This is a genomic window from Vibrio sp. ED002, assembly GCF_023277445.1.
Taxonomy (GTDB): domain Bacteria; phylum Pseudomonadota; class Gammaproteobacteria; order Enterobacterales; family Vibrionaceae; genus Vibrio; species Vibrio jasicida.
The window spans coordinates 1,739,835-1,755,390 of record NZ_CP080238.1; the positions used below are offsets into that span (position 1 = coordinate 1,739,835).

Below are 15,556 nucleotides of genomic sequence, written 5' to 3' on the forward strand. Positions count from 1 at the left end.
GAAAAGTACACCATCATGAGCATTTGGAATACTATAACCCAAATACTCAAAAATCATTATAAATAAGCACCTTATAGAAATATGGCCAGCTTTTAGTAAGGCTGACCTATGGGTAACCCAAAGCTCTGTTGAAAAGTATAATTATGCGTTCAGAGCTTGTTCTAAATCAGCCAGAATATCATCGATATGTTCAATGCCGACAGACAAACGAATCATCTCTGGAGAAACGCCCGCTTGCTTTTGCTCCGCCTCACTCAACTGTCGATGTGTAGTTGATGCAGGATGACAAGCAAGCGACTTCGCATCACCAATGTTCACCAGTCGCTTGAATATCTTAAGCGCATCGTAAAAACGTACACCCGCCTCGTAACCATCTTTCAACCCAAACGACAATATCGCCGACGGCTTACCTTGCATGTATTTCTCAGCCAACGGATAGAACTCAGAGTCAGGCAAGCCTGCGTAACTTACCCAACTCACTTTATCGTGCTGGCTTAAATATTCCGCAACTTTGAGTGCATTCTCGGTGTGTCTCTCCATACGCAGCGACAGCGTTTCCAGCCCCTGCATCAACATAAACGCATTCATCGGTGACAAAGCAGAACCGGTATTACGCAAAGGAACGGTGCGAGCACGACCAATAAACGCTGCCTCTCCAAATGCCTCGGTGTAAACCACGCCGTGGTAGGAAGGTTCAGGCTGATTAAATACCGGGAAACGATCTTTGTGCTGCGCCCAAGGAAACTTGCCCGAATCAATGATGATGCCACCTAATGTCGTACCGTGACCACCCACATACTTAGTCAGTGAATGCACCACGATATCTGCACCAAATTCGATTGGTTTACATAACACAGGAGTTGCGACCGTATTGTCAACAATCACAGGCACGCCCTGCCCATGAGCCAACTCAGCAACACGTTCAAGATCGATGATATTGCCAGCCGGATTACCAATGCTTTCACAGTAAACCGCTTTGGTATTCTCATCGATAAGCTCAGCGAGACTTTCAGGTTTGTCATCCTTGGCAAAACGTACCTCAATACCTTGGTTCGGCAACATATGCGCAAATAAAGTGTAAGTGCCGCCGTATAGCTGAGGAGTAGAAACGATGTTATCGCCGGCTTGCGCGAGCGTGAGAATGGCATAGTTAATTGCCGCACTGCCTGCACTAACAACCAAACCAGCAATACCGCCTTCTAGTGCTGCCATACGTTTTTCCAACACGTCATTGGTTGGGTTCATAATGCGGGTGTAAATGTTGCCTGGAACTTCGAGGTTAAATAGATCGGCACCATGCTGAGCATTATCAAACTCATACGCGACGGTCTGGTAAATCGGTGTCGCAACAGATTTGGTTGTTGGGTCTGTTTCGTAGCCAAAATGGATTGAGAGTGTTTCGTCTTTCATGCATCTTCCCTGAACTATTGAGTGAATGGTTATTCTTTTATATTGCCGATTTTTTCAGCAAAGAAAAGCAGTTTGAGTCACATTGAAGGGATTGGACTTTATTCAAGTCAGACGGAGATAAAGAGATAACAACAAGGCTTTTCCGCATATGAAAATCATTGACTAGACTTATTCAATAATCACAAGGCTAGGATAATATAATGAAAACAATCACATCATCGATGCTCAGTGTCTGCTGTGTACTTTTCACGTTCTTTGCTCAGGCTGAGGAAGCTTTCCCCCTCGCACCTCCCGATCTCTCTAGCCCTCAAAAAGCACTCACAAGCTTTGAGACTTTGGTTTCACAAGCGAATCAGCAGCTGACAGAAATCATCGAAGATCCAACCCAAAATACCGAACCAAACCGACAACACATCTATGCACTTTTCGACAAAGCAACTCAAGCCTTCGATCTGTCTAAAGTACCGGAATCTAGCCAAAATCGAGTTGCTATTGAATCGGTCATGTTGATGAAGGAAATTCTCGACCGAGCCCCGCCTTTGGACTTATCACTCATTCCAGATAGCAACACACTGGATCGCTGGCAAATACCAGAGACAGGTTTGGAGTTGATCAAACAAGCTGATGGGCAGTATCGTTTCTCAGGGCAAACCGTTCATGGGCTTTACAGTGATTACTTGTTGGTAAAACATCTACCCTCTCATTCAGGCGCGGACTTGGATTACTACCAATATTATTCGCTAAGCGCAGGACGATTGATTCCACCAACATGGTTTCACCTCGTAGAAACATTACCAAGCGTATTTATGCTTGAATATGGAGATCAAGCGATATGGCAATGGCTCGGGTTGGTTCTTTCTCTTTCTCTAACCATCTCCGCACTTGCTTTGCTCTATAACCATATTCACTCTCCGATTTCGAAAGCCATATGTGCCGTAATCACTTTGAGTGGTTTTCTCTATCTCGCAGACTATCAACTCAACTTAACTGGCATACTGATGTCGACGCTTAACGTCATCATAGAACTCATTTGTTGGCTATTACTCAGTCAAGTGGCTTACCTATTGATTTACAAAACTTGTCGTTTATTAATGAGTAAGCAGCGCACGAATACCATACTTCGACAAAGTCTGACCCAAATTATTGGCACTTTATTAGGTTCAATGGCAGCCATTGCCTGTCTTGGTTATGGTTTGAATCGCTTAGGAGTCCCTGTTTATGGCATCGTGACAGGCTTGAGTTTAGGGGGCATGGCAATCGCACTCGCTATCCGTCCAACTATGGAGAACTTAATCGGCGGGGTTATCTTATTCCTAGACAAATCGTTATCGGTGGGTGATTACTGCCAAATTGGCAGTCAGTCAGGAGTTATCGAACAAATAGGTGTGCGTTCAACACGAATTCGAGCGAAAGACCGAACACAAATCACCATTGCCAATGGTGACCTTATTAAGCGAGAGATCATCAACTACAGCCGTCGTGACCGATATCCTTTCAAAGCGACTATCGGGCTACGCTATGAGACTAGCATGTCTCAATTGCAGAGCATTACAGAGAAAATCACGTCCTTACTCAAAGAGCATCCCGATGTTTTAGATTCTCCTCTTCGAGTTCACTTTAGTGCCTTCAATGCTTACAGCCTGGATATTGAGATACTCGCTCACTTGAACACCACAAATAGAGAGACATTCCTCAACTTGCAGCAAGAACTTCTTATATTGATTGATAAGATCATTACCGCAGAAGGCGCTCAATTTGCTTTCCCTTCAAGTACCACATACCTCGCCACAGATACTTTACAGCCAGCAGTCACACCCAAGACCGTTCAAGCAGTCCCTCAAACATAGAGATTTAAAAAACCGCCTCGAATGAGGCGGTTTTATATTGAAGACTAAAAGCTAGTTTTTAGTGCGGCTTTTACTGCTGTATTTAGTTTGCCTAAAACCAGTTCGAATACCCAACGGATAAAGGAGTAAGTAAATTTAATCGCAATTTGGGCGACTTTACCTGCAAACACCAACATATGACCAAGTAAGCCTTTTACGCGAGAGGCAAATTCACTAGAAAGTTCTGAGATTTTTACCATTGAGCGCGCCATCGCATCGTAGATAGTTGCGATTGCAGCACCACCACTTTGCAATGCAAAGACTGTTGCTGCAAAGCCACCATCAATTAACAGCGTAAGGATTGCCGCTGAAATCTTATCTGCCCAATCAGCAGAAGGTTTCGCTTGCAATCGATTCTCGTAATTCAGGACAACACGCTTAAAAGCTGAGTTCGCTTTTTGAAGCCCTAGGCTATCCCACGTTGCTGATTGTGTGTAAGAACTATATTCCGACATAAAATGCGCGCTAGGAAGCAGTCCTTGTGCACGATTTAATATGTATTCTGAACCATCATAAGGCACATGATAAAAAGGCCACACTGGCGCTTTTGTCACTGGGTCTGCACCATTCACACAACGAAAATGTGACGATATGCGCGAGGATGAGTTAACAGAAAACGGCTTCATTCCCACTCTTGGTGAGCCAAAGGTATACAAATTCACTTTTCCTTTAAACTCAGGGGAAGCCGATATCCAGTTCGCAGCCAAAGTGGCAAGTGCGCCACCTAAACTGTGTCCGACGCAATGAATAGTACCATTACCAACAACCGGATTATCACGTAGAAAACGAGTTAGGCCCTTTTTCATAGAATAGAAAGTCGTTTGAAACCCAGAGTGCACGATCTCTCCTGTCCCCGTCCCCTTTCCACTGCAAGTTAAGTCGGTAATTCCATCAGCTAATCCTGCGGTACCTCTAAAAGCTAAAACTAAGTCGTTCTTATGGCGCTGACTTTTTCCTTTCCCCAACAAAGCAAATCCAGTTTCTGGGCGAAAGAAAAAACCACCACTAGTTCCTGTAACCATGTTTTTGAAAGAAAAATCATTGCGAAGAGAAAGAGGCACCTCTAAGTCTTCTAAGTTGTTTTTTATGGCATAAGCTGCGGATGCCAAGTAACTGGCTTGCTTTGGGGAAATATCACTCATAATTATTTAGCCATATCCTTTTTTGCAATGTATGTATCAGTGTCTTCGTCATACAGATAGGTGGTTACCCTGTCGTGATTCCAGTCGCAAACCGAGTAAACCGAAATTGGCGCACCTTTTTCCGGCGCGATCTCTACTTCATGAATACGTTCAATATTGGTTAACTCACAATCGATATTAGAGAGCATTGATACCAAAGGCTTCCGCCCATCTGTAGGAGACCAAACTCCCCAAAGCTTCTTTTGTTCACCGTTATAAGTGAGCGAAATCTTTTGATGAACCCTTAAGCTTCCTCCAAAGAGATCTCCAGGAGCACTAGAACGAACAATGAGCCGTTCGAAAGAGAACTCTCCTAGTTCATTGGTCTGAACCTCATCTGATAAGGTTTTGCCTTTTTTGTACCCTTCATAATAAAGCTCTCGATGAACCGTTAACCCCGCCTGTGGCACGCCATCAAGCTTGATAACACCACGCACATCCGGAGACATTTCCACATCGTATTTTTTGAACGGCCAAAACATTGCACTTGCTCCTACCGAAAATAGAGCTAGGGCCAACATAAGAGAGATTCTTTTAGCCATAGTCTTTCTCATCCATTGATTAATTTTTGGATGATATGGAAAAAGAAGACAGAGTGAGAGGAGTTAATAAACGGAAGGCAATTTGTGGGAAGCAATTCGAAGTATCATGTAATTAAGAAATTTATTTTTATTATTTCTTAAACACTTGTGCCAATTATCTCTCTACATTGATGATTGGACTTGCTGTAAAAGCCAACGTCTAAATCGTGCTGTAGGCTCACTTTTGGTATTAATGATCAGGTAGTAGCCTGCGTTAGCATCCACAGGTTCAAATGGCGAGACTAAGCGACCGCTTTCAAGTTCATCTTCCACCAGCGCCATACGTGCCATTGCTATCCCCACTCCAGCTTCGGCGGCAGACATTGCCATATCCGTACGATTAAAGAAGTGCCCTACCTCTGTTTTGAAATCAAACCCCATGCTTGATGCCCAGTACAGCCATTCATAGTCACGCGGAGCCTTATCCCATGGCATAGCATCGTGCAGTAATGTTGCGTCTCTCCATTGTTCTGGTGACGCTTTAAGAGTTTTTAGCCACCTATGATCCTCAAGGTATTTGGGGCTCATCACCGGTAGAAGTTGCTCATTGAGAATCCGCTCTGCGCTTTTATCTCGATAGGGATGAGAACCGTAGTCTATCGCAACGTCATAGTCCTTTCGCTCACTATTCACTAGTGCTCCCTCTGCAAAAATCTGCACTTGGAGATCGGGGTTTTCTAGATGAAAGCTTTCAAGGCGTGGAACTAACCATTTAAACGCAAAAGAAGGCGTCAGCTTGAGGCGAATTTCATTGTGGGGCTTTTCAATTTGCAGTTCTTTAAGTGTCTTTCCTAGTTCGGAGAAGTGGAATTGTGAGGATTGAGATAACTGCAATCCTTTAGGCGTCAATCGAATTCCACGCGAGTGGCGTTCAAACAAAGTAAAACCAAGCTGTTCTTCTAACTGAATGATTTGCTGGCTGATCGCCCCCGTCGTTAGGTGCAATGCCTTTGCAGCACTGGTAAAGCTGTTGTGTTCCGCCACTTGGCAGAATAACCACAATCCGCTAACGACACTACTTTTCATCTTTGAGCCTATAGATTTTCTAAACGCTAAATGTAATTTATATCGATTGTTAACAAAAGGTAAAGAAGAGAAACTGCGCAACATCAAAAATGTGTGGAGCACATCAATGGAAGTCATCGTAATAGGCAGTGGTGTTATCGGATTAACCTCGGCTTGGTATTTATCTCAGGCAGGCTGTCAGGTGACCGTGATCGATCGCCAACCAAGCAGTGCGATGGAAACCAGCTTCGCTAACGCCGGACAAATCTCTTATGGTTACTCTTCACCATGGGCTGCGCCGGGGATTCCACTCAAAGCCATAAAGTGGCTCACTGAAGAACATGCACCACTCAAAATAAAACCGTCTCTTAGCCCGGAGCTTATCCGCTGGGCAACGCAAATGGTGTCGAACTGCACTTTGTCCCGCTATCAAATCAACAAAGCCCGAATGCTCTCTATCGCCAATCATAGCCGCGCGTGTTTGGAGCAGTTGCGCCGTGATCATGCGATTGAATACCAAGGGCGGCAGTTAGGCACCTTGCAAGTATTTCGCTCTCAACAGCAGCTCGATGCCATAGAGAAAGACCTTGAGTTGTTAGAGCAAAGCGGTACACGTTTTCAGTTAATGGATGTCGAACAGTGCATAAAGCAAGAGCCAGGATTGGCATTAGTAAAAGAAAAATTGGTCGGTGGGTTATATCTGCCTGATGACGAAACGGGTGATTGTTTTCAGTTCTGTCAGCAGTTAACAGAGCTAGCAAAAGCCCATGGTGTAAGGTTTGAATTCAATACAGAGGTGAGCAATTGGGTTACCGTAGGCAAAAAGATCATGGGTGTCCAAACGGACCGTGGTTTGTTTAAAGCAGACCAGTTTGTCCTTGCCTCTGGCAGCTATTCTACAGCGTTACTCAAACAGCTTGAGATCGACATTCCTGTTTACCCCGTCAAAGGATATTCACTGACGGTACCAATTGAATGTGAGCAATTTTCGCCTCGTTCTACCGTCATGGATGAAACCTATAAGGTCGCAATGACGCGCTTTGATGACCGTATTCGTGTCGCAGGAACCGCGGAGCTAGCAGGCTTTGATCCTTCGTTACCGCAAAAACGCAAAAATACGATTGAAATGGTGATTCGAGATCTGTTTCCGCAAAGCGCCGATTTTACTAAAGCCGAGTTTTGGAGTGGATTTCGCCCTATGACACCCGATGGTACGCCCATTATAGGGACAACACCTTACAAGAATTTGTTTACAAACACAGGGCATGGCACGCTCGGTTGGACTATGGCTTGTGGCTCAGCTCAGATACTAACAGACGTCATCATGAACGCCGTTCCCAAAGTGACAAATCACTCAGAATTGAACCTGAGTCGTTACGCCTAAACACCTGCAAACCATTTCAAACAGTGCATTACTCCACAAGTTGAATAGCATTCAGAAGATATAACTATCATCTCTCGCGGAACATTTTCATGACAATGTTCTGCATATTCAATCAATTCATTGTTATTTCCAATAAAAACCACACAGATACATAACAAGAACCAATTTTTAACAATATTTAACCGTTCTGTGCCCACCATCACGCTACAAGGGATTTTTAGTTAAAAAGGTTAACAATTGCATTACAAAAAAGGGTAATGTGTTGTACGAAAAACAACCACAACCATAACAAACAGGGAAAATACTCATGCAGTCATTAGTTGATTTTCTGAATGGAATTATCTGGAGTCCGGCACTGATCTATCTGTGTCTTGGCGCTGGTTTGTTCTACTCGATCATGACGCGCTTTGTGCAGATTCGTCACTTCTTTGAAATGTGGCGCTTGCTACTTAATGGTAAGAGTTCAACCAAGGGGATTTCATCATTTCAGGCTTTGGCCGTTTCACTATCTGGCCGTGTAGGTACAGGTAACATTGCAGGTGTTGCTGCTGCTATCGGCTTCGGTGGCCCAGGTGCAGTATTCTGGATGTGGGTTGTTGCCTTCTTTGGTGCAGCAACGGCGTACGCAGAATCAACACTCGCACAGATTTACAAAGAGGAAGACGAAGGCGAATTCCGCGGTGGTCCAGCTTACTACATCGAAAAAGCAATGGGTCAGAAGTGGTACGCATGGGTCTTCGCTATCGCAACCATCTTTGCATGTGGCGTTCTACTTCCCGGCGTTCAATCAAACAGTATTGGTAACGCAGTAGAAGCAGCCTTTGGCTCAGGTGACATGATTGAAACCGCTATTGGTACCTTCAGTTTCGCTAAAATTTTCACTGGTACGGTTGTCTGTGTCATTCTTGCTTTCATTATCTTTGGTGGCGTAAAGCGCATCGCGAACTTCACGCAGATTGTGGTTCCGTTCATGGCGCTGGCTTACATCATCACCGCGTTCGTTATCATCCTACTTAACATCGGAGAGATTCCGCGTATCGTTGGCATGATCATTGGTGATGCATTCACGCCGATGGCTGGTATTGGTGCTGCGATTGGTTGGGGTGTAAAACGTGGTGTTTACTCTAACGAAGCAGGTCAAGGTACTGGCCCTCACGCAGCAGCGGCAGCAAGTGTTGACCACCCAGCGCAACAAGGTCTTGTTCAGTCATTCTCTATCTACATCGATACGTTGTTAGTATGTTCAGCAACCGCGTTTATGATTCTTATCACGGGTGCATACAACGTACAAGGCGCAGTAGAGGGTTCATTCTTAGTGCAAAACCTACCTGCAGATATCGGTGCTAATGGCCCTGTATTTACACAGATGGCGATTGAAAGCGCTCTACCTGGGGTTGGTAAACCATTCATCGCGGTTGCCTTGTTCTTCTTCGCCTTCACGACGATTCTGGCTTACTACTACATCGCAGAAACGAACATCGCGTACATCCGTCGCACTGTAAAAGTAAACGGTCTGATGTTCATTCTGAAGCTGGTACTCATCTCTGCGGTATTCTACGGCACCGTGAAGACTGCCAACCTTGCGTGGGCAATGGGTGATGTGGGCGTAGGTCTAATGGCATGGCTGAACATTGTCGGCATTCTGATCATTTTCTTCATGTCGAAGCCTGCACTAAAAGCGCTGGCTGACTACGAAGAGCAACAGAAACGTGGTGTGACTGAGTTTACGTTCAACCCAGTAGCACTTGGTATTAAAGGCGCGACTTACTGGGAAGAGAAGTACAAGCGCAAAACAGGTAAAGCACCAACCGCAGAAAGCGATACAACAGAAACGGTAGAGCAACCATCTACCTAATGCTTCACTTAACATCCTCCCCCAATGGGTTGGCAGGTATATAAGAAAAAGCAGTGGTCCGAACAACGGACATTAAAAAAGGGTTAGCCAGTGGCTAACCCTTTTCTTTTGCATTCAATTCGAAGCGATTATGCAGCGATTTCTTGCGTAGCAACTTGTGGCTTTTGCTTTTCGCCAACAGGAAGTACGGTACGGCCGTATTCGTTGTTTAGTACTTGAGCCATTGCAAAGTAGATTGCGCTCGCGCCACAGAAGATACCTTCGAAGCCTGCGATAGTACCGATCAGCTCGCTACCAGTGAAGTCACGTGCCGCTAGTAGGAAGAACAGGATAGTAAGAGAACCGAATACTACTTGCTTCGCTACTGGGTAACATAGAGAGCCAATGAACATGAAGCCAGTGAAGATACCCCATAGTAGTAGGTACCAACCCATGAAATGTGCTGGGCTTGCTGGAAGGCCCATGTAAGGCATTACGATTAGACCAACCAGTGTTAGCCAGAATAGACCGTAAGAAGTAAATGCAGTCGTACCGAACGTGTCACCACGCTTGAAGCACATCATGCCAACAAGTACTTGGCTTAAACCACCGTAAAAGATGCCCATAGCCAGAATCATAGAATCCATTGGGAAGAAACCTGCGTTGTGGATGTTTAGCAGGATGGTAGTCATACCAAAACCCATTAGACCTAGTGGCGCTGGGTTAGCCAGTTTTGTAGACATGTACATTACCTTTTCAAAAATGTTGATAAAAATTGCGCGCGAATTTTAATGGACTCAAAAACAAAAGAGAAAAGACGTTATTGAAAACTTAGATTGCACAAATAAGCAACCAAACGAATAAAAAAAGACCCTGCTAAAAAGAAGAGTCTTTATAGATAGTTAGACTATTTATTGTTCAACTACTGGCAAGAGATCTCATCCCAGAACCAATTGCTCTGTGTCGGTGATTCCCATACTCCCGGCCCATTTTTCGCGATAAAGCATTTACCTTGATAAGTCACTTTGTCGCCATTAGCCACTTGAGTCACACCTGGTTCCCATGCAATAAAGTCACCCGATACTGGTGGTTCAGTAACCGGAGGCTCTGTCACTGGCGGCTCGGTGACAGGTGGTTCTGTTACAGGTGGCTCAGTCGTTGGCGGTTCAGTCGCTGGTGGCTCTGTTGGCGTACCTGAGACCAATTTCCAAGGGTCACCTTTAGTAGGCTCATTACCTTGTGACCACCACTTCGCTTCATATACCGCCCCCTTGTAAGAGACTTGGTCGCCCGTGTTATAAACCTTGCCAGCATCCCATGCAGCAACACCGCCTACAGGTGGGTCAACCGGATCGACTGGGTCTAATTTATCGACAACGCGAACTTCAGGCCAACCTGCATGAGATTGGTAGAAGTTAGTAACACACTTCTCGTAATCACCAGCCACTAGCGCTGAATACGCGGTTTGGAAACCAACCAATTCACATTCAAATGAGTGACCGCCTGGGCGATCTGAGTAGTACTTCCAGTTACCATCCCAGTTGGTGTAAAGCACGTCAGTGGCACCGTTAAGGTTTAAGCTACCGTAAGGCGTTTGTTGCCAGCAGGTATTGGTTTCATCAGCTTCGATAGGAATCTGATAGTGCGCCGCTAGACCTTCCCAGTAACGAATGCGGTTAACTGGCTGACCTTTGTCTTTGTTTTGCTCACCACACTCAATACCACCGTTGATGACGTTGATCGTGGTACCAAAGCCGTAGCCAATGCCCGCATCAATTTCACGCTGCGATGGTACCCAAGTACGATCAATCACGTGCAGCATTGCTGGTTTTGGCGCTTGAGGGGTTAAGAAGAACCAAATCGCAGAAGCTAAGTTCAACCATGAGTCTGCGACTAAGCCCGGATTTTTCAGCAATACCGATGCATCGCCATCGAACATAACTTCAGAGAAAGCGCCGTAGTTAAAGTGGTAAGAAAGCTGTTTTGCACCACGACCGAAATACCCCTGACCAGGTTCACAAGGCCAACGCTTATTTTGCCAATCGTTCTGACCACAACCTGTGGTGTAGCCCTCTTGACCTTCTGACCACCCCATTTCACGTACGTGCACGAGTGCCTGCTGCCACTCTTCTAATGCAAGCGGGTTGTCCGATACGTTATCAACCGCAATGTGACCACCGGTTTCCTGAGCAAAGTGCGCAAATGCTGTCACGATAGATTTCTTACAAATCGCGTCTGAATCACGCCCGTCGGTGTACTCACCACAGAATGCGGGGAACTTACCGATCGCACGCAAGAAACGTGTGTACGTATACTCTGGTGCCGCCATCTGAGTAAGGAAGTTCCATTCGCTCTCAGGGAAGACACGTTCAACTCGCTTAACGTTTTCCGGATTGCTTGCTGCTCCTGGAACAATCGCTTCAACAACCGTATTTGGACGAGTCTCTAGCGCTTGTGACCAAATAGCATACATAGGGTCAGAGGTTTTACTTTGCTCCATAGCTTGGATGTCGCCACGAGCAATCACGTAACCATTTGGGTTTTGTGGATCAGGTTGGATATTCATGCTGGCATGAGCTTGTGCAGCGAGTACACAACCCAATGCGAGAGGCAGATGTTTGAGTGCAAACATGTCTAATCTCCGTATTTAACAATACAATATACAAGGAATAACTAGACACATAGTGGATCATGTAGAAAAAACGCCGAGTGAAGTGAATTAATTCTGCGACGCAAATTTCATAAATAAATACTGTTACACAGTGGGTATCACAAAAACTGTTACCTCGACTCAAAAGAAAACGGGGGATAATCCCCCGCTCTCATTTATTGTTATTGATCTGCTGTTGCTTGCTCTAGCGTCGGTGAAGATTGCTGTTTAGAGAGCACCAAGTAAATGGCAAACTGCGCGACTATTGCCACCAGCACAATTACAGGAGAAGCCATCACACCCGCAACAAGGAAGCTTGTCAGAGCGATAGCGCCGTTGAGTACCGCATAAGGCAATTGAGTTCTAAAGTGCTCATACTGCTCACAACCTGCACCCGTAGAGGACAAGATGGTGGTTTCCGAAATTGGCGAACAGTGATCACCAAATAAGCCACCAGATAGCACCGCACCGATACACACCAATAATGGCGCATCAATCGCGACTGCGGTTGGAATGACCAATGGCATCATGATGGCAAAAGTGCCCCATGACGACCCTGTGGCAAAAGAGATAATACCCGCCAGTAAAAATGCCACCGCTGGTAATAACCAGTATGGGAAGCCAGCTTGTGCCTGCTCTGCAATGTAAGCCGCAGCGCCAAGCTCTTTACCGACAGAACTCAGCGACCAAGCGAGAACTAGAATCACCGCAACGGACATCATGTTCGACATCCCTTTTAGGTAAACCTGAATGCCATCAGAGAGCTTTCTCACGCCATAAAACGCCATCAAACTAATTAGGGTAATTGCAGCAAAGAAATACGCCGACGACAGTGCAGCACGGAAAGTTGAGCCTGCTACTTTCTGAAATGGAAAACCGTGAGGAACCAAGATTGAACAAAGCACCACAAGCATGACGAGCAGCGGTGCCCAAACAAAACTTGTTTTTGCATTTTTATGCTCAAACACATTCAATGAATCTTGCACTTTTCCAAAATCAGAACCCTGCTCAGCAAGCTGTTCGGCTTTCGCCATTGGTCCAAAATCCAGTTTGAAGAAAGAGACAATCGGCACAATCGCGATCGCTAAAAAGGCATAAAACTGGTAAGGAATCGCGCCAATAAAGGCATCCCAATCACTTATACCCACATCCAACGCAGCAAACTCTTTTTGAATCAGGCTCATGATGTAAACGCCCCAACCAATGAAAGGGATCAGGATAGCCACAGGGGATGAAGTGGAATCAATAATAAACGCAAGTTTCTGGCGAGAGACTTTCAGCTTATCAAAAAGAGGACGAAAGACAGGGCCAACAATTAACGGTGTACCAAGGTCTGAAAAGAAAATAACAACGCCACCAAACCAAGCAGAAAGCTGCGCTTGGCATTTACTTGCAACCCACTGAGTGATCTTTTTAGCGAACGCCACGCCACCGCCAGATTTTTCCATCAAGGCCACAAAGCCACCAATAAAGACTAAGAGCAAAATGACGCCCGCATTGTAACTGTCAGTCAGTTGCGGCAACAGGTAACTTTTCATCAGTGCGCTAAACGAATCGAGCGGACCTTTATCGACGAATGTGCCTTCTAACATAGCCACACCGCTAACAACGCCGGCAAAAAGACCGACAACAACGTTTCTTGTAGTTAGCGCGAGGACTAACGTAATAATGATGGGGATGAGGGAGGTAACTTCTGCCTGTTCCATAGCAATACCAACTTTAATATTCAAACACTAAAAATGAATATACATTCAACAATCTCGCATGTATATATTTTCTAATAAAAAAGTTGAGACCTGCGTTCACACTTTTCAGGCATAAAAAAACCAGCCCGAAGGCTGGCTTTACTATTTTAATCTTTACGTCAAATACGAAAGCTAATTCCCAAAATAGTTGGAGTTGCAACTAGGCGACAAGCCATTTCAGCCCTATGAGCATAGGTTTACTATGTGATTAGGGTGAAATGGAGAAGTCAACAACGTTGCTACTTCAAATATGAAGGGAATATTATTCCCATTCGATTGTCGCTGGTGGCTTACCAGAGATGTCGTAAACCACGCGAGAAATACCTTCAACTTCGTTGATGATACGGTTAGAAACCTTACCTAGGAAGTCGTATGGTAGGTGCGCCCAATGCGCAGTCATAAAGTCGATAGTTTCTACCGCACGTAGAGAGACAACCCAATCGTACTTACGACCGTCGCCCATTACACCTACAGAACGAACTGGTAGGAATACCGTGAACGCTTGAGATACTTTGTTGTATAGGTCCGCAGCGTGTAACTCTTCAATGAAGATAGCGTCTGCACGACGTAGCAAGTCACAGTACTCTTTCTTGATTTCACCAAGAACACGAACACCTAGACCGGGACCTGGGAATGGGTGGCGGTAAAGCATGTTGTATGGAAGACCAAGCTCTAGGCCGATCTTACGAACTTCATCTTTGAACAGCTCACGAAGTGGCTCAACAAGACCCATTTCCATGTCATCTGGAAGACCACCCACATTGTGGTGTGATTTGATCACGTGCGCTTTACCAGTCTTAGATGCAGCAGATTCGATAACGTCAGGGTAAATCGTACCTTGAGCTAGCCATTTCGCGTTTTTCAGCTTCTTAGACTCTTCATCGAATACGTCTACGAATACGTGACCGATTGTCTTACGCTTCTCTTCAGGATCCGCTTTGCCTTCTAATGCATTTAGGAAACGCTCTTCTGCGTCAACTTTGATGATGTTCAGGCCGAACTTGTCGCCAAACATATCCATAACTTGTTGACCTTCGTTTAGACGAAGCAAACCGTTATCTACAAATACACACGTTAGCTTGTCACCGATTGCACGGTGAACCAGCATCGCTACTACCGATGAATCCACACCACCAGATAGACCTAGGATAACTTCGTCGTCACCCACTTGCTCTTTAATACGAGCAACCGCGTCTTCGATGATAGATTCAGAAGTCCATAGACGCTCACAGCCACATACGCCAAGAACGAAGTTCTCTAGCATTTGTAGGCCGCCTTTCGTGTGCGTTACTTCTGGGTGGAACTGAACGCCGTAGTATTTCTTCTCTTCGTTCGCCATCGCAGCGTACGGACATGTGTCTGTCTCACCGACTTTCACGAAGTCAGCAGGAATTTCTACTACTTTGTCACCGTGGCTCATCCACACGTCTTGAGTTAGCTCAAGATCTTTAAATAGTGCAGATTCACCAGAAACTTTAACTTGTGCGTAGCCGAATTCACGTTCAGTAGAACCCGCTACTTTACCACCTAGCTGCTCAGCCATAGTTTGCATGCCGTAACATACACCTAGTACTGGCACACCAGAGTCAAATACGTATTGAGGAGCGCGTGGAGAGTTATCTTCCGTTACGCTTTCTGGACCACCAGATAGGATGATACCGTCTGGATTGAATTCACGAATATCCGCTTCTTCAACGTCCCAGCTCCACAGTTCACAGTAAACACCGATTTCACGTACACGGCGCGCTACTAGCTGAGTGTACTGAGAACCGAAGTCCAAGATCAGAATACGTTGGTCATGAATATTTTTAGTCATTTTGAGCAGTCTTATAAGCTAGGTTATTAAAACGGAGGCGAGTGTACTCGCCTCTTATTAATGC

The 15,556-nt window shown here is 45.4% G+C and carries 11 protein-coding genes; 3 read left to right on the forward strand and 8 right to left on the reverse strand.

What is annotated here, in order from left to right; all coding sequences use genetic code 11:
- Positions 1 to 141: 141 nt before the first annotated feature.
- Complete coding sequence (locus ITG12_RS08055) at positions 142 to 1,410, reverse strand: O-acetylhomoserine aminocarboxypropyltransferase/cysteine synthase (protein ID WP_038881760.1); 1,269 nt, start codon at positions 1,408 to 1,410, stop codon at positions 142 to 144.
- A gap of 200 nt (positions 1,411 to 1,610) precedes the next feature.
- Between ITG12_RS08055 and ITG12_RS08060 the strand changes: the two genes are divergently transcribed.
- Positions 1,611 to 3,257 (forward strand): mechanosensitive ion channel family protein, encoded by a 1,647-nt coding sequence (locus ITG12_RS08060; RefSeq protein WP_038881761.1) that lies wholly within the window; start codon positions 1,611 to 1,613, stop codon positions 3,255 to 3,257.
- Between the two features lie 44 nt (positions 3,258 to 3,301).
- On the opposite strand, the gene ITG12_RS08065 is transcribed toward ITG12_RS08060, so the two are convergent.
- The 3 genes from ITG12_RS08065 to ITG12_RS08075 form a co-directional block, all read right to left on the reverse strand.
- A complete protein-coding gene (locus ITG12_RS08065) occupies positions 3,302 to 4,438 on the reverse strand; it encodes a lipase family protein (protein ID WP_038881763.1) in 1,137 nt (378 codons plus the stop codon).
- Positions 4,439 to 4,440: 2 nt separating this feature from the next.
- Positions 4,441 to 5,019 carry a DUF6795 domain-containing protein gene (locus tag ITG12_RS08070; RefSeq protein ID WP_038881764.1) on the reverse strand — a complete coding sequence of 193 codons (579 nt, stop codon included), beginning with the start codon at positions 5,017 to 5,019 and terminating at the stop codon, positions 4,441 to 4,443.
- Between the two features lie 162 nt (positions 5,020 to 5,181).
- Positions 5,182 to 6,084, reverse strand: coding sequence for a LysR substrate-binding domain-containing protein (locus ITG12_RS08075; protein ID WP_038881765.1), 903 nt, complete (start codon positions 6,082 to 6,084; stop codon positions 5,182 to 5,184).
- Between the two features lie 106 nt (positions 6,085 to 6,190).
- Between ITG12_RS08075 and ITG12_RS08080 the strand changes: the two genes are divergently transcribed.
- Together ITG12_RS08080 and ITG12_RS08085 are read left to right on the forward strand one after the other, a co-directional pair.
- Positions 6,191 to 7,447: a D-amino acid dehydrogenase gene (locus ITG12_RS08080; RefSeq protein WP_038881766.1), complete on the forward strand. Its 1,257-nt coding sequence runs from the start codon at positions 6,191 to 6,193 to the stop codon at positions 7,445 to 7,447.
- A gap of 307 nt (positions 7,448 to 7,754) precedes the next feature.
- On the forward strand, positions 7,755 to 9,302 hold the full coding sequence (locus tag ITG12_RS08085; RefSeq protein WP_038881767.1) for an alanine/glycine:cation symporter family protein: 1,548 nt from the start codon (positions 7,755 to 7,757) through the stop codon (positions 9,300 to 9,302).
- 128 nt (positions 9,303 to 9,430) lie between these two features.
- Here the strand turns inward: ITG12_RS08085 and ITG12_RS08090 are convergent, their stop codons facing one another.
- The 4 genes from ITG12_RS08090 to guaA all read right to left on the reverse strand — a co-directional run bounded on the left by ITG12_RS08090 (position 9,431) and on the right by guaA (position 15,492).
- Positions 9,431 to 10,024 (reverse strand): GPR1/FUN34/YaaH family transporter, encoded by a 594-nt coding sequence (locus tag ITG12_RS08090; RefSeq protein WP_009705589.1) that lies wholly within the window; start codon positions 10,022 to 10,024, stop codon positions 9,431 to 9,433.
- 179 nt (positions 10,025 to 10,203) lie between these two features.
- A complete protein-coding gene (locus ITG12_RS08095) occupies positions 10,204 to 11,913 on the reverse strand; it encodes a glycoside hydrolase family 19 protein (RefSeq protein WP_020194993.1) in 1,710 nt (569 codons plus the stop codon).
- Positions 11,914 to 12,113: 200 nt separating this feature from the next.
- Positions 12,114 to 13,637, reverse strand: a complete 1,524-nt coding sequence (locus ITG12_RS08100; protein WP_038881768.1) for a Na+/H+ antiporter NhaC family protein — start codon at positions 13,635 to 13,637, stop codon at positions 12,114 to 12,116.
- A gap of 301 nt (positions 13,638 to 13,938) precedes the next feature.
- On the reverse strand, positions 13,939 to 15,492 hold the full coding sequence (gene guaA, locus ITG12_RS08105; RefSeq protein ID WP_039977093.1) for a glutamine-hydrolyzing GMP synthase: 1,554 nt from the start codon (positions 15,490 to 15,492) through the stop codon (positions 13,939 to 13,941).
- Positions 15,493 to 15,556: the final 64 nt, after the last annotated feature.